This is a genomic window from Stenotrophomonas sp. Steno-C18 (assembly GCF_056393195.1).
Genome location: NZ_JBWJOX010000014.1, coordinates 24,217 through 39,202, shown reverse-complemented (window position 1 = coordinate 39,202; position 14,986 = coordinate 24,217). Strand labels below are relative to the sequence as shown.

Annotated in this window: 12 protein-coding genes and 2 pseudogenes; 8 read left to right on the top strand and 6 right to left on the bottom strand. The window is 67.7% G+C overall.

The window, feature by feature from the left end:
• Positions 1–301: 301 nt before the first annotated feature.
• Both AC06FE_RS19175 and ppk2 read left to right on the top strand, forming a co-directional pair.
• On the top strand, positions 302–2,014 hold the full coding sequence (locus AC06FE_RS19175; RefSeq protein ID WP_478073955.1) for an O-linked N-acetylglucosamine transferase, SPINDLY family protein: 1,713 nt from the start codon (positions 302–304) through the stop codon (positions 2,012–2,014).
• A 43-nt stretch (positions 2,015–2,057) separates the two neighbouring features.
• The gene (gene ppk2, locus AC06FE_RS19170) at positions 2,058–2,843 is read left to right on the top strand and encodes a polyphosphate kinase 2 (protein ID WP_478073954.1); all 786 of its coding nucleotides are present in this window, start codon (positions 2,058–2,060) and stop codon (positions 2,841–2,843) included.
• 86 nt (positions 2,844–2,929) lie between these two features.
• Here the strand turns inward: ppk2 and AC06FE_RS19165 are convergent, their stop codons facing one another.
• Together AC06FE_RS19165 and AC06FE_RS19160 are read right to left on the bottom strand one after the other, a co-directional pair.
• A complete protein-coding gene (locus tag AC06FE_RS19165; protein WP_192286611.1) occupies positions 2,930–3,499 on the bottom strand; it encodes a TlpA disulfide reductase family protein in 570 nt (189 codons plus the stop codon).
• On the bottom strand, positions 3,499–4,770 hold the full coding sequence (locus tag AC06FE_RS19160; RefSeq protein ID WP_192286612.1) for a YihY family inner membrane protein: 1,272 nt from the start codon (positions 4,768–4,770) through the stop codon (positions 3,499–3,501). The genes AC06FE_RS19165 and AC06FE_RS19160 overlap by 1 nt, the downstream gene beginning before the upstream one ends.
• A 77-nt stretch (positions 4,771–4,847) precedes the next feature.
• Here AC06FE_RS19160 and wrbA point away from each other — a divergent pair, with 77 nt between their 5' ends.
• The 4 genes from wrbA to ybaK all read left to right on the top strand — a co-directional run bounded on the left by wrbA (position 4,848) and on the right by ybaK (position 6,846).
• Positions 4,848–5,444 carry an NAD(P)H:quinone oxidoreductase gene (gene wrbA, locus AC06FE_RS19155; RefSeq protein WP_192286613.1) on the top strand — a complete coding sequence of 199 codons (597 nt, stop codon included), beginning with the start codon at positions 4,848–4,850 and terminating at the stop codon, positions 5,442–5,444.
• Positions 5,441–5,785 (top strand): DUF2069 domain-containing protein, encoded by a 345-nt coding sequence (locus AC06FE_RS19150; protein WP_446541865.1) that lies wholly within the window; start codon positions 5,441–5,443, stop codon positions 5,783–5,785. The genes wrbA and AC06FE_RS19150 overlap by 4 nt, the downstream gene beginning before the upstream one ends.
• Positions 5,786–5,884: 99 nt before the next feature.
• Positions 5,885–6,370 carry an asparaginase domain-containing protein gene (locus AC06FE_RS19145; protein ID WP_132866171.1) on the top strand — a complete coding sequence of 162 codons (486 nt, stop codon included), beginning with the start codon at positions 5,885–5,887 and terminating at the stop codon, positions 6,368–6,370.
• On the top strand, positions 6,370–6,846 hold the full coding sequence (gene ybaK, locus AC06FE_RS19140; RefSeq protein WP_478073953.1) for a Cys-tRNA(Pro) deacylase: 477 nt from the start codon (positions 6,370–6,372) through the stop codon (positions 6,844–6,846). Before AC06FE_RS19145 ends, ybaK begins: the two co-directional genes overlap by 1 nt.
• A 118-nt stretch (positions 6,847–6,964) precedes the next feature.
• Here the strand turns inward: ybaK and AC06FE_RS19135 are convergent.
• The 4 genes and pseudogenes from AC06FE_RS19135 to sufT form a co-directional block, all read right to left on the bottom strand.
• Positions 6,965–7,186: pseudogene (locus AC06FE_RS19135) on the bottom strand (proprotein convertase P-domain-containing protein); the annotation flags it as partial.
• A gap of 144 nt (positions 7,187–7,330) precedes the next feature.
• A pseudogene (locus AC06FE_RS19130) lies at positions 7,331–9,064 on the bottom strand (S8 family peptidase); the annotation flags it as partial.
• Between the two features lie 311 nt (positions 9,065–9,375).
• Positions 9,376–10,473, bottom strand: coding sequence for a branched-chain amino acid aminotransferase (locus AC06FE_RS19125; protein ID WP_132864899.1), 1,098 nt, complete (start codon positions 10,471–10,473; stop codon positions 9,376–9,378).
• A gap of 129 nt (positions 10,474–10,602) precedes the next feature.
• Positions 10,603–11,154, bottom strand: coding sequence for a putative Fe-S cluster assembly protein SufT (gene sufT, locus AC06FE_RS19120; RefSeq protein WP_132864900.1), 552 nt, complete (start codon positions 11,152–11,154; stop codon positions 10,603–10,605).
• A 107-nt stretch (positions 11,155–11,261) separates the two neighbouring features.
• On the opposite strand from sufT, the gene AC06FE_RS19115 reads away from it, so the two are divergent.
• Together AC06FE_RS19115 and AC06FE_RS19110 are read left to right on the top strand one after the other, a co-directional pair.
• A complete protein-coding gene (locus AC06FE_RS19115) occupies positions 11,262–11,684 on the top strand; it encodes a hypothetical protein (RefSeq protein ID WP_132864901.1) in 423 nt (140 codons plus the stop codon).
• A gap of 266 nt (positions 11,685–11,950) precedes the next feature.
• The gene (locus tag AC06FE_RS19110) at positions 11,951–14,884 is read left to right on the top strand and encodes a TonB-dependent receptor domain-containing protein (RefSeq protein ID WP_192286616.1); all 2,934 of its coding nucleotides are present in this window, start codon (positions 11,951–11,953) and stop codon (positions 14,882–14,884) included.
• Positions 14,885–14,986: the final 102 nt, after the last annotated feature.

Here is a 14,986-nt window from a genome sequence, read left to right as displayed (position 1 = left end):
ACGGTTTCGAAGCAAACGCGGAACACCCCTCCCCAACCCTCCCCTTCGCTACGCGAAAGGGAGGGGGCCGACGCGTCGACTGCCGGCTGGCTTCCCGCTGTTGCTGTTGCCCTGCCCTCTCCCGCACGCGGGATGGCTGGGGTGAGGGCAGCCTTTGCTTCAAAGCCTCCTTCACTGCGCCAAACGATGGAGATCGAACAGCAACGCGCGGGTGACCTTCTTGCACGACCCGGGCGACCCAAGCAAAAACCACGCAGGCACGGCAGAATCCCCTGCAGTACCGTCCGTCGCCGTTGATCCCATGTCCCACGCTTCCAGCGAACGCGCGCAACTGCGCGCCGCCGTCACCCGCCAACCCGCGGACTTCATTGCCTGGGTCATGCTGGCCGATGCCGAACTCGGTGCCGGTGACATCCAGGCCGGCGAGCAGGCCGCGCAACGTGCCCTGCGCCTGCGACCGGACCACCCCGAAGCCCTCGCCCGCCTCGGCCGTGCGCGCTGGATGCAGAACCAGCATCAACAGGCGGCCGAACTACTGCAGCGCGCCTGCCAGCTCGCCCCGCACCATCCGGGCATGGCGCTGTGGCTGGGCCATGTCCTTGAGGATGCCAACCAGCCGGAGGCTGCCGCCGAGGCGTATCGGCGCGCACACGCGCTCGCCCCCGACGAGCCCTACATGGCAGCACAGTTGTTGAACTGGCAACGCCGCCTGTGTGATTGGCGCAACCTCGACGCGCTGTCACGCCAGGTGCGTGATGCGGTCGCACACGGCAACCCCGCCGTCGAGCCATTCGCCTTCCTCAGCGAGGACGCCAGCCCCGCCGAACAGTTGGCCTGCGCGCGCCAACGCGCACAGGTGCTGGCGCAATCCGTTCCGCGCCTGCCGCCACGCCCGCTGCGCAGCCACGGCCCGTTGCAGGTGGGCTTTCTTTCCAATGGCTTCGGCGCGCATCCCACCGGCCTGCTGACGGTGGCGCTGTTCGAACAGCTGCGCCGGCAACCGCAGCTGCAGGTACAGCTGTTTGCCCTCAACGCCGATGACGGCAGCCCGATCCGGCGACGCCTGCAGGCCGCCGCGCACGTGCTGCATGTGCTTGCAGGCCAACCGCATGCCGCCATCGCGCAGCAGATCCGCGCGGCCGACATCGACATCCTGTTCGACCTGCGCGGCTGGGGCGGTGGCGGCACCCCGGAAGTACTGGCGATGCGGCCGGCGCCACTGCAGGTCAACTGGCTCGCCTACCCCGGCAGCTCCGGCGCGCCGTGGATCGACTACCTGCTGGCCGACGGCTTCGTCGTGCCGCACACGGCCGAAGCGGGCTTCAGCGAGAAGGTGCTGCGCCTGCCGCGCGCCTTCCAGCCCTCGGACAACACCCGCAAGGTGGAGCCCGCGCCGACGCGCGCCGAGTGCGGGTTGCCCGCACAGGGCGTGGTGTTCTGCTGCTTCAACAACAGCTACAAGCTCAATCCGCGCAGCGTCGCCCGGTTCTTGCAGGTGCTGGCCGGCGTGCCCGGCAGCGTGCTGTGGTTGCTGTCCGGCCCCGGCCAGGCCGATCAGCGCCTGCGCCAGGTTGCCCGCCAGCAGGGCATTGATCCGGAGCGGCTGGTGTTCATGCCCAAGTTGCCGCATCCGCAGTACCTGGCCCGCTACCGCCACGCCAACCTGTTCCTGGACACACACCCCTACAACGCACACACCACGGCCTCCGATGCACTGTGGGCCGGCTGCCCGGTGCTGACCACGCCCGGGCAGACCTTCGCCGCGCGGGTGGCCGGCAGCCTCAACCATCACCTCGGGCTGGACGCGATGAACGTCGCCGATGACGCCACCTTCGTCGCCACCGCCATCGCGCTGGGCAATGACCCGGACGCACTGCAGGCAGTGCGCGGGCAGCTGGCGATCGCCCGCGAGCAATCCGGCCTGTTCGACATGGCCGCGTTTGCCGAGGACTTCACCGCCCTGCTGCACGGCCTGGCCCATGGGCATGGCTGGCAGGGCGATGACGCCGGCTGACACAGGGCTGCGCTAGTCTCGGCATTCCAGACCGGGAGCCATCATGGGCAAGCTCAAGCGCAAGGATTACGAACAGCTGCTGGAACCGATGCAGCTGGAACTGGCGAACATGGCCCGCTGGGCCCAGCATTGCGGGCAGCGCATCCTGGTGCTGTTCGAGGGCCGCGACACCGCCGGCAAGGGCGGCGTCATCCAGGACGTGGCCAAGCACCTGAACCCACGGCAATGCCGCGTGGTCGCCCTGCCCAAGCCCACCGAGCGCGAGGACACGCAGTGGTACTTCCAGCGCCACGTCGCGCACCTGCCGGCCGCCGGCGAGATCGTGCTGATGGACCGCAGCTGGTACAACCGCGCCGGCGTGGAAAAGGTGATGGGCTATTGCACCCAGGCCCAGTACCACGCCTTCCTGCAGCAGACGCCGGTGTTCGAGAAGCTGCTGGTGGACGACGGCATCCTGCTGTTCAAGTACTGGCTGTGCGTGGACCAGGTGCAGCAGGAGAAGCGCTTCGCCGAGCGCCGCGAGGATCCGCTCAAGGGCTGGAAGCTCTCGCCGGTGGACCTGAAGTCACGGCTTGCCTATGCCGACTACACCACGGCACGCGAAGCCATGCTGCAGGCCACCCATACCGCCCACGCGCCGTGGACGCTGGTGGATTTCAACGACCAGAAACATGGCCGCCTGACCCTGATCCGCGACCTGCTCGACCGGCTGCCCGACACCCGCGTCGACGAGCCGCTGGTCGCGCTGCCGCCGCTGCCGGGCAAGCCGAAGAAGGAAAAGTACGGCGTGGTGAAGCCGATCGCGTCGGTGCCGATCGGCATCGATTGAGGCCTGCCGGCAACCGCATCGCCCCCGCCATGGCACATGGGCGGGGTTGGGAACCCGGCCTACGTCGGCGCGTTCCGCGGGCCGGGTCAGGCCGCCTTGCCGCCGGCCGCGCTGATGGCCTGCTCGATCTCCTGCGCGTTGACCGGGCCAACGAACTGCTTGGCCACCTTTCCGTCCGGTGCGATCAGGTAGGTCATCGGCAGGCCACGCGGGGTCGCGAAGTCCTTGGGCGGGTCGTAGACATCGAGGATGGCGATGGGATAAGCCACCGGCCGCGCCTTGAGAAAGCCCTGCATCTCGTCCAGCTCGATGTCCTCGTAGGCCAGCCCCACCACCTCGACGTTGCTGCGCATGGCGTGCAATGCCGACAGCTCCGGCATTTCCTGCAGGCACGGCGCGCACCACGTCGCCCAGAAGTTGACCACCACCCACTTGCCGCGGTGGCTGGCCAGGTCGTAGGTCTTGCCGTCGACGGTGGCGACCTGCAACTGCGGGAACTCCGCGGTCTGCTGCACCGCTTCGACCGGCGCGTTGGCCGGTGCAGCCGGTGCGGCCGGAGCAGGTGTCGCCGCCTCCGGCGCGGCGGTGGGCGCCTGCGGCGTGCAGCCGGCCAGCACCAGTGCCAGCACGGCGAACGGAACGAGGGTGCGGTTCATCAGGTTTCTCCGGAAGATGTATAGATATCGTCGACGCGGCGCTTGAGCAGGGTGCGCAGCGGTACGCGCAGCTCATCCAGCGCGCGGCATGCGGCCTGCCCGAGCAGGTCATCGCGGAATGGCAGGTATTCCTCGGCCACGGGGATGCGCAGCTGCGAGCTTTCGTACAGCTCGGCCAGGCTGAGGCCATCCAGGTCGCGCGCCAGCAGCCACTGCCCGCGCTCGTCGCGGCGCAGCAGGTCGATGCGCTCCATCTGCTCGAGCAGCTGCTGCAGCAGCGAGTCGGTCAGCATCGGTTCGAGCAGCAGGATCTGTTCCTCGTCCAGCCCCTTGCCGTCCTGGCGCGCCTCGCGGAACCGACCGATCAGGCGCAGCAGGCCGTACAGCTCGCAGCCCTGCGGCAGGCGCAGCGCCACCGGCTGGTAACGGAAGGCAGCGATCGAGGAGGCCAGCGAGGCCCCCATCAGCACCGATACCCAGCCCAGGTAGATCCACAACAACAGGATCGGCACGAAGGCCACCGTGCCATACAGCTTCTGGTAGGACTGGAAGCTGCCCAGGTACAGCCCCATGCCCCACTTCACCAGCTCCAGCATCACCACCGCCAGCAATGCGCCGGGGATGGCATGCCGCCACTTCACCGAGTGGTGCGGCACCACCCGGTAGATCAGCATCACGCAGGCCAATTCGATCAGCACCGGCGCCAGGCGCAGGCCCAGGTCGGCCAGCCAACGCCCTTCGTTGGTCCCGAACAGGGGCAGCGACAGCACCTTGGCCGAAACGGCCAACGACGCCGCCGCCAGCAAGGCGCCCAGCGTCAACACCGTCCAGTACACCAGGAAGCGGGTCAACTGCGGGCGTGCCGAAGCCACCCGCCAGATGCGGTTGAAGGTCTGCTCGATGCTGTTGAGGGTGATCAGCAGCGATGCCACCAGGGCGATGAAGCCGGCCGCGGTCAGCTGCCCGGCGCTGGCCGAGAACTGGCGCAGGTAGCCTTCGGCGGCACGCGCGGCCGAGGGCACGAAATTGGAGAACACGTAGTCGCTGAGCGCTTCGCTCCAGCGGTCGAACATGGGGAATGCGGACAGCACGCCGAACACGACGATCGCCAGCGGCACCAGGGCGAACACCGTGGTGTAGGCCAGCGAGCCGGCGGCCTGGAACAGGCGGTCGTCGATGAAGCGGCGCCACAGGAAGCGTGCGAAGGTCGCCGTACGCGCCCGGTCACGCAGCCGCTCCGTCCATAGATTGAGTGAATCCAGAGGTTCCATTGGGGAAGGGTACCCGATGCAAAGCGCGGCCCGCATCGCCGATACTGCGGACTCCTGCGTGATGAATGGATGGTGTGATGGCGGAAATTCTGGTGCTGTACTACAGCCGCGGCGGTTCGGTGGCCCGGCTGGCCCGGCAGATCGCCCGTGGTATCGGCGAGGTGCCCGGCATGAGCGCCCGACTGCGCACGGTGCCGCCGGTGGCCGCCGTCACCCAGACCAGCGCCCCGCCGGTGCCCGAGGACGGCGCGCCCTACGTGGAGATCGCCGACCTGGCCGAATGCGATGGCATCGTGCTCGGCAGCCCCACCCGGTTCGGCAACATGGCCGCGCCGGTCAAGCACTTCCTCGATGGCCTGGGCGCGGAATGGGTGAACGGTACGCTGGCCGGCAAGCCGGCGGCGGTGTTCACCTCCACCGCCTCGATGCACGGCGGCCAGGAATCGACGCTGCTGTCGATGCAGGTGCCACTGCTGCACCACGGTTGCCTGATCGTCGGCATCCCGTTCACCGAACCGGCGCTCAGCCATACCACCACCGGTGGCACGCCCTACGGCGCCAGCCACGTCGCCGGTGCACAGGACGACCCGCAGCCCAGCGATGACGAAGCCCACCTGGCCCGCGTGCTGGGCCGGCGCGTGGCCGACATCGCGCGGCGGTTGGCCGCGCCATGAAGGCGCGGGCGCGCGACGGGGTCCTGGGCCTGGCGCTGCTGGCGCTGGCGGCCCTGTACGGCGTGTGGTTCCGGGCCGACCGTCATCTGGTCGCGGTGCTGCTGGTGTTCGTGGCCCCGCCGCTGCTCCTGCTGGCCGGTGTCATCGCCCGGCGCGCCGGTGCCCGTTTCTGGGCCGGTGTACTGGCCCTGTTCTGGTTCAGCCATGGCGTGATGAGCGCCTGGGCGCACCGCGAGCTCGCGTTGTACGCCTGGCTGGAGATCGGCCTGTCGCTGCTGGTGATCGGGCTGGTGAGCGTGCCCGGGGTACGCGCGCGGTTCGCGCGGAAGACACCGCGATAGCCGCTGGCACCGGGCCCTGCCCGGGTGGCGGCTTGGATTATCATGCGCAGCATCGCGGCATGGCGCCGCTGGCAGTCACCGCAAGGATTTACCGCAATGATGGAAGAACTCCTGGTCGTCACCACCGGCGGCACCATCGACAAGATCTACTTCGACGACAAGTCCGATTACCAGATCGGCGACCCGCAGATCGGCATGATCCTGCGCGAGCTCGGCGTGACCTTCCGCTTCAACGTGATCCCGATCCTGCGCAAGGACTCGCTGCACATCACCGACGATGACCGCGAGCTGATCCGCGCCACCATCGCCGCCCAGCCCACCCGCCACGTGCTGGTCACCCATGGCACCGATTCGATGGTGGCCACCGGCAAGGTGCTGCAGACCATCGCCGACAAGACCATCGTGATGACCGGCGCACTCAGCCCGGCGCGGTTCCGCGGCTCCGATGCCGAGTTCAACATCGGATGCGCGATCGGTGCGGTGCAGTCGCTGCCGCCCGGCGTCTACATCGCCATGAATGGCCGTATCTGGGACCCGACCAAGGTCCGCAAGAACGTGGACGCGAACCGCTTCGAAGCCGTCTGATGGCCAAGGGCACCCGCGCCACCGCGGCACTGGACAAGGCCGGCATCGTCCATGGGCTGCACGCCTACGATTACTCGGCCGACGTCGACAGCAAGGGCCTGGCGGCGGCGCAGGCGCTGGGCATCGACCCGGCGCGCATGTTCAAGACGTTGATGGCGTGGGTGGACAAGCAACCGGTGATCGCGGTGATCCCCAGCGACCGCCGGCTGTCGCTGAAGAAGCTTGCCGCCTGTTGCGGGGGCAAGCATGCACAGATGATGGACATCCCCGAGGCCGAACGGCGCAGCGGCTACAAGGTGGGCGGCATCAGCCCGTTCGCCCAGCAGCGCCCGGCCGGGGTGGTGTTCGCCCAGGACGCGCGGCTGCACGAGCGCCTGTACATCAATGCCGGACAACGCGGGCTGCTGCTGGACATCGCGCCCGACGCTGCCGTGCGTTTCCTGCAGGCCTCCCTGGTCGATGTCTGCGAAGACTGAGCCCTCGCACCAGCATCGCTGCACGCCCGACGCGTAAAAACGGCCCCGGCGGTGCCGGGGCCGTTACCTCATGCGCGTTGAGGACGGCGCCACCGAGGGCGCCGTCGTTGCCGCCGGATCAGAACGTGATCGACCAGCGGTTGATCCTGCCGGTATCACCACTGGCCTTGTCGTTCACCCGCAGCTTCCAGGTGCCGTTGAGGGCTTCGCTGGACAGGTTCACGTTGAAGGTCTGCTTGATGTCGTCGGCGCTGCCGCCGGCGTAGTTGCTCAGCACGTACACGCTGCCGTCCGGCGCCACCAGGTCCACCTTCAGGTCCCCCTTCCAGGTGTGGCTGATGTCCACCGCCACCGGCGTCGATGCGGGCGCATTGCCGCTGCGCCCGGACACGCTGATCGCGCTTTCCACCGTGGCGTTGTCGACGATGTTCACCGCCGTGGCGTTGCTGTAGGTCTGCGCACCCCCGGCTCCGCCGCCGGCGCTCCAGCTGGCCTGCAGGGTCACCCCCGAATAGGCCGCGTAGGCGTTGAGCATCACGTGGTAGGTACCAGCCGTGGGCGTGGCGAACGTGCAGCTTTCCGCATTGCCGCTCTTGTACGGCCGGCAATCGTAGGTGGAGGTGGTCGGCTGGCTGCCGGCACGCACGTACAGGTCGGCATCTCCACTGCCACCGGAGCTGGCGATCACCAGGTTGCTGGCACCGGCAGGTACCTGCACGGTGTAGTACTGGCTGCTGCCGGCGGCGCCGGACTGGCCGGTCAACGGCACGCCGTTGCCAAGCACCGTGCCACCCGGGTTCGGCGTGGTCCCGCCATTGACCGCATCCACCACCGCCTTGGCATTGAGGATGCCCGGGCCGATGGACTGCGACGGGGTCGACGGGAACGCGGTCACGTTGGCCTTGATCAGCGCCTCCACCTGGGCCGGCGTCTTCGGCGTGGTGGCCACCGCCTGGATCAGCGCCACCACGCCAGCCACGTGCGGGGTGGCCATCGAGGTGCCGTTGTAGGCCGCGTAGGTTTCCGTGCCCGGCGTGGTGCTGCCGGTGTTGAGCGTGGACAGGATGTTCGAACCCGGCGCGGCGATGTCGATCAGCGCCCCGTAGTTGGAGAAGCTCGAACGCGCGCCGGTGCTGGTGATCGAGGCCACCGCGATGACGTTGTTGCAGTTGGCCGGCGAGGCGTTGGACACGTTGACGTTGTCGTTGCCGGCGGCGATGACCAGGGTGGTGCCACGGCCGACCGCGCTGTTGATCGCGTTCTGGGTGGTGGTGCCGCAGGCACCGGAGCCGCCGAGGCTGAGATTGATCACCTCGGCCGGGTTGGCATTGGCCGGCACGCCGGACACGGTGCCACCCGAGGCCCAGACGATGGCATCGGCGATGTCCGAGTCATAGCCGCCGCAGGTGCCGAGCACGCGCACCGGCACGATCTTGGCGCCGTAGGCCACGCCGGCCACGCCCTTGGCATTGTTGGTCACCGCCGCGATGGTGCCGGCGACGTGGGTCCCGTGCCAGCTCGACCCCTGCGCGGCATGGATGCCACCGCACTGGTTGGCGCTGACCCAGTCGCCCGGGTCGCTGGGGTCGCTGTCGCGGCCGTCACCGTCGTTGGAAACGCTGGTGTCGTTGATGAAGTCGTAGCCGGGCAGCAGGTTGGCGTTGAGGTCGCTGTGGTTGGTGATGCCGGTGTCGAGCACCGCCACCACCGAGCCGGCCCCGTTGGTCACGTCCCAGGCCTGGTTGGCCTTGATGCCGTAGGTGCCGGAGTAGCCCCACTGCTCGCTGTAGCGCGTGTCATTGGGCGTCAGGCGGACCGTGTTGAGACGATCGACCTCCACGTATTCCACGTTCGGGTCGGCGGCGAGCTTGCGCATCAGCGTCTCGGCGTCGGCACGGTCAAGCTGGGCATCGGCGCGGATCACGTCCGCCCCCACCGCCAGCCGGCGCAGGTGCTGCACGCCCACGCCCTTGCCGGCACGCACCGGCAGCGCACGCGCCGCCGACCCCAGGGTCCGCTGCAGGGCGGCCTCGCCGGCAAGCTGCCGGCTGTCCTGCTTGTACTTGACGATGAAGCGCTGGTGCGTGGGCGCGCTGTCCAAGCCGGCCAGGTGGACATCACCGGCGAAGGCCGGCGTACACAACAACAGGGAGGACAACGACACCGTGCCTGCTACAACCAACCCACGGCCAAGCCTACGGTCTGATTTGCGTGACATTGATGAGCCCTTCTGCAAGAGGATGCCGCGTTGCGCGGCCAAGGTCCTGCCCGGGCTCCAGACATCGGTGGGGAAGCGTGTATTGCCCGGGTAGGACTACCCGAACCAGTCCCCTGTAACCGATCCGTCGGCCGAGAGTAAACGCCGGATAAACCCCTGCCAAGAGGGTTGCAGGCGAAACCATCGCTTCCGCCACTGCCATAAGTCGCTGTTTCACAAAACAAATGCGATGTAGTTCTCAGATTCTGGCAATGAAAAACCCGCCCGGGCACAGGGCCCGGGCGGGTTGGGATCGGTCACGCCGTGGCGGATCAGGCCAGGCGCACCAACCAGCCGTGGCGGTCCGGCAAGCGGCCGTACTGGATGTCGGTCAGTTCCTTGCGCAGCGACATGGTCACCTCGCCGGCCGGGGCGGCCAGGTCACCCACCGAGAAGCCTTCGCCCTTGAGCTGGCCGATCGGGGTGATGACCGCGGCGGTACCGCAGGCGAACACTTCGGTGATCTCGCCGGAGGTCACGCCCTGCTTCCACTCGTCGATGGACACCTTGCGCTCTTCCACGGTCATGCCGCGGTCGCGCGCCAACTGCAGGATCGACTCGCGGGTGATGCCTTCCAGGATGCTGCCCGACAGTGCCGGGGTGACCAGCGTGTTGGTCTTGCCGTAGACCAGGAACACGTTCATGCCGCCCAGCTCTTCAAGGTACTTGCCCTCGACCGGGTCCAGGAACAGCACCTGGGAGCAGCCCTGCGCCTGCGCCTGCTGTTGCGGCAGCAGCGAGGCAGCGTAGTTGCCACCGCACTTGGCCGCGCCGGTACCGCCCTTGGCGGCGCGGGCGTAATCGGTGGACAGCCAGATCGCCACCGGCGCCACGCCCTTGGCGAAGTACGGGCCGGCCGGGCTGGCGATCACGTAGTAGGTGGCCTTGTGCGCGCCGCGCACGCCGAGGAAGGCCTCGTCGCCGATCATGAACGGACGGAAGTACAGGCTGGCCTCGTCCGCGTCGGACACCCAGTCCTTGTCGACCGCGGTGATCTGCTTGAGTGACTCGACGAAGATTTCCACCGGCAGCTCCGGCAGCGCCAGGCGACGTGCCGAGCGCTGCAGGCGCGCACCGTTGGCTTCCGGACGGAAGGTCCAGATCGAGCCGTCGGCGTGGCGGTAGGCCTTGATGCCTTCGAAGATCTCCTGGCCGTAGTGCAGCACCGCTGCGGCCGGGTCCAGCGAGATCGGGCCGTACGGCGTGACCGCCGCATCGTGCCAGCCGGTGTCCTTGTCCCAGCGTACGGCCACCATGTGGTCGGTGAAGTACAGGCCGAAGCCCGGCTTTTCCAGGATCTTGGCGCGCTCTTCTGCGCTGCGCGGATGGTCCGAACGGGTGACGGCAAAACTCGGGGAAGACTGGGACACCGGATGATTCCTTCCAGATTGCGGGATGGGACACAACGCCGGCGCGGGGGGGTCACCGGTTCCAACGCGTCCGGCCGGCGGCAGCTGCGGTACGGGAAATGCCGGTACCGCAGGCACGCAGGCCAGCCGTTACAGCATGCCAGTTTCCAGACGGGCCGCCTCGGACATCATGTGACGCCCCCACGGCGGGTCGAACACCAGCTCGACGTCGGCCTGGGCCACCGTCGGGATCATTTCCAGCTTGCTGCGCACGTCGTCGACCAGGATCTCGCCCATGCCGCAGCCCGGCGCGGTCAGCGTCATCTTGACGTCCACCTCGCGCTGGCCGTCGTCCAGGTGCCTGAGGTCCACCTCGTAGATGAGCCCCAGGTCAACGATGTTGAACGGGATCTCGGGGTCGAAGCAGGTGCGCAGCTGCTGCCAGACCAGCTTTTCGACATCCTCGTCGCCGGCGTCGTCCGGCAGTTCCAGCCCCGGCGGCGGCTCCTTACCGATCGCGTCGCCGTCCTTGCCGGCGATGCGGAACAGGTTGCCTTCGACAAACACGGTATAGCTGCCACCCAGCGCCTGGGTGATGTAGCCATAGCTGCCGGCGGGCAGGGTCACGCTGTCGCCCTGCGGCACCATCACGGCCGGGCAATCACGTTCGAAATGGACGGGTTCGCTGCTACGGGAATACATGTGGATCGATATGGGGACGCGGTCGCTACCCGCAAGACGGCCATTTTATCCGACTGGGCGCGTCGCCCGCTGAAGGGCTATGCTGCGGGACCTGTCCGGGAATGCTCATGTCCTCCGTTTCCTCGTCGGCGCGCGCCGTCCACCACTGGCTTTGGCCGCTGTTGCTGCTGCTGGGAAGCATCACCCTGACCGTATTGTGGCTGCTGGTTGCCCTGTCGCTGGGCACCCAGGCCGGCTGGATGGCGATCGTCGCCGCGCTGGAAGCCGCGTGGATGCTGCGTCTTGGCGGTTTGCCCGGCGGCCGGGCGCGGGTCCTGATCACCCTGGCGGCCACCGTGCTGATCGCCGCAGCCACCAACTGGCTGATCGCCTCGGCCTACATGGGCGGGCCGATGGGGCTCACTCCGTGGGAATCTGCGTTGCGCATGGGGCCCCATCTGGCCTGGACCCTGCTGTCCATGGCCAACGGCCTGGCCGAGGGTATCTGGCTGCTGATCGCCCTGGTGGTCGGCTGGCGCATGGCCCGCTGAGACCCGCGGCCGGCAACTCCTGCTCGCCGTAGTATCCCCCTCCTCCATACCCCTGCCGACATGCCCGACGCCGCCGACGGCAGGTCGTTGCGGGGGCCGACCTTGCCTGCGCGCACGCCATGTGACGCCACGATCTCGCAATGTTTCAGACACTGCGAGACAAAATGTCAGTTCCGGCACATGGTTCCCTGCCGGAGACGCACATTTGTTGGAGTTAATAATTCGTAATTTCAAGGCTCCCCCGCACCAGCCAAGCGGAGTTGCCCGTGAGCATCAAGCCCCTGAGTCAGGCCGTACGTAGTGCACTGCTCCCCCTTTCCACCGCCGCCCTCGCATTGGGGGCCGCAGGCAGCGTCCTGGCCCAGGACACACCGCCCAAGGAGGAAGCCACCAACCTGGACCGCATCCAGGTCACCGGCTCGCGCATCAAGCGCGCCGACCTGGAGACCTCCAGCCCCGTCTTCACGATCGACCGCCAGAACATCGAAAGCTCCGGTGCGGCCACGGTCGGTGAGTTCCTGCAACGCACGCCGGCCATTGCCGGTGCGGCCACCAACCCCCAGGTCAACAACGGTGGCGGTGCCGGCGCGGCGACCGTGGACCTGCGCGGCCTGGGCGTGAACCGCTCGCTGGTGCTGGTCGACGGCAAGCGCTGGATCGGCACCATCTCCAACGCCAACGGCGCGGTGGACGTGAACTCCATCCCGATGGCGCTGATCGAACGCGTGGAAGTGCTCAAGGACGGCGCCTCGGCGATCTACGGCTCCGACGCCATCGGCGGCGTGGTCAACTTCATCCTGCGCAAGGACTTCCAGGGACTGGAAGCCAGCGCCTTCTATGGCATTTCCTCGCGCGGTGACGCCGATACCCAGCGTTTCGACGCCACCTTCGGCATGCATGGCGACAAGGGCCGGCTGATGCTCGGCGCCAGCTATGACAAGGAAGACTCGGTCAGCGCCGCCGACCGCACCTACTCCAGCCAGCCTTACCAGCTGTATGCCGGCGAAAAGGGCATCGGCGGCACCAGCCGCATCCTGACCGGCCGCTACGTGGTGCCGCGCACCGCCGCCGGCGGCGTGGACCTGAGCGACCCGAACTGCGGCACTGGCGACAACGTCACCCTGACCCGCATCGATGGCCGCCCGGGCACGTCGCAATCGGACTTCCGCTGCTTCAACGCGGCCACCGACGTCTACAACTTCCAGGCCGACGGCAACCTCAACCTGACCCCACAGGAGCGCACCTCGCTGTTCATGAGCGGCAACTACCAGCTCACCGACAACATCGAGGGCTTCCTGCTGGGTTCGTGGCTGCGCACCGAATCCTCGTTCTTCATCGCGCCGCTGCCGTTCGACGGCCGCGCGGCGGTGGACAACGTGCCGATCAGCGCGGACAGCATGTACAACCCGTTCGGCGTGGACATCACCGACGCACGCCTGCGCCTGCGTGACTTCATCCCGACCCGCACCACCCGCTTTGAAACCGAGACCTACCAGATCACCGCCGGCCTGCGCGGTGCCTTCGGCGACAGCAGCTGGAGCTGGGACGCCTCCTATGGCTACGGCCGCACCCCGCAGACCACCGCGGTCCGCGGCTACCTGTACAGCCCGGGTCTGACCGACGCACTGGGCCCCTCGATGGTCGACCCGGCCACCGGCAACCCGATCTGCGTGCGCACGCCCGGCGACCCGGCCACCGCCATCGCCGGCTGCCTGCCGGTCAACTTCCTTGGCCCGCCGCCGGACCCGAGCACCGCCGCCGGCCAGGCCCAGCTGGCCGCGCTGGAGCTGATCAACCCGACCATCCACAGCAGCAGCGAGAACGACCTGAAGGTCTTCAATGCCAACGTCACCGGCGACCTGTTCCAGTTGCCGGCCGGCGCCGTCTCGCTGGCGGTGGGCGTGGAACGCCGCGAGGAATCGGCCAGCTCCAGCAGTGATTTCCTGACCATCATCCCGCCGGGCGAGACGGTCTGCCTGATCACCCAGGAAGCCTGTACGTTCGGCGACATCAACGGCAAGTTCGACGTCAACGAGATCTACGCCGAAGCACTGATCCCCCTGCTGGCCGATGCGCCGTTCGCCGAGAAGCTCAACGTCTCGCTCGGCACGCGTTACTCGGACTACTCCAACTTCGGCGGCACCACCAATTCCAAGATCGGCATGGAATGGAAGCCGTTCGCCGACCTGCTGATCCGCGCCACCTATGCCGACGTGTTCCGCGCCCCGACCATCGGTGACCTGTACGCCCCCACCGTGCCCAGCGCCAGCACCTACACCGACCCCTGCAACGGCTACACCGGCGGCAACCCCAACGCCTGTACCGGCGTCCCCACCGACGGCTCGTTCCGGCAGAGCAACAACCAGGTCACCTCCTTCCAGGTGGCCAACCCGGACCTGCTCCCGGAAGAAGGCGACGTGCTCACCTACGGCTTCGTCTACAGCCCGAGCTGGCTGGAAGGCTTCAGCATCACCGCCGACTACTGGCGCGTGAAGCTGGACCAGTTCATCACCAACCTGCCGGAGAACGTGCTGCTCAACCAGTGCTTCAACTTCGGCCGCTTCTGCGACACCTTCGTCCGCGACGATGCCGGTGACGTGGCGCAGATGACCAACGTCACCGGCAACTTCGGCACGCTGAAGACCGCGGGCATGGACATCGGCTTCCGCTACCTGTTCCCGGAAAGCGCATGGGGCAAGTTCAGCTGGAACCTGGATACCACCTACCTGGCCCAGTACGACGTGCAACTGCTGTCCGGCGACCCGAGCAGCAACGTCGGCGCTTTCCCGGGCATTCCGGGCAGCACCGGCCTGGCCGGCACGTTCGTCGACAACGCCTCCTCGGGCTTCGGCAACATGGCCCGCTGGCGTGCACTCAACGACATCAGCTGGTCGCGCGGCAACCTCAGTGCCAGCCTCACCACCCGCTACGTACACCACGTGTACGAAGCACCGGACGTGGCCGATGTCACCGAGCCCGGCTACGTGGCCAGGCGCCGGGTGCCGTCCTTCACCCAGACCGACCTGCAGATCGGCTACCGCTTCGAGGACCTGAACAACAGTTCGATCCAGATCGGCGTGCGCAACCTTACTGACCGTCAGCCGCCGTTGATCTATTCTGGCTTCAACGCCTCGACGGACATGCGGACCTACGATGCAATCGGACGTTACTACTGGATGCGCTGGACAGCCCGCTTCTGATCCCGCAGCCGTCACCACCCCTTCCGCCGCGGCCCCGGCCGCGGCGGAAGGACACGGCGGCGACCTTCGCCACTACATCCGCACCTACGATGACAGCCTGCC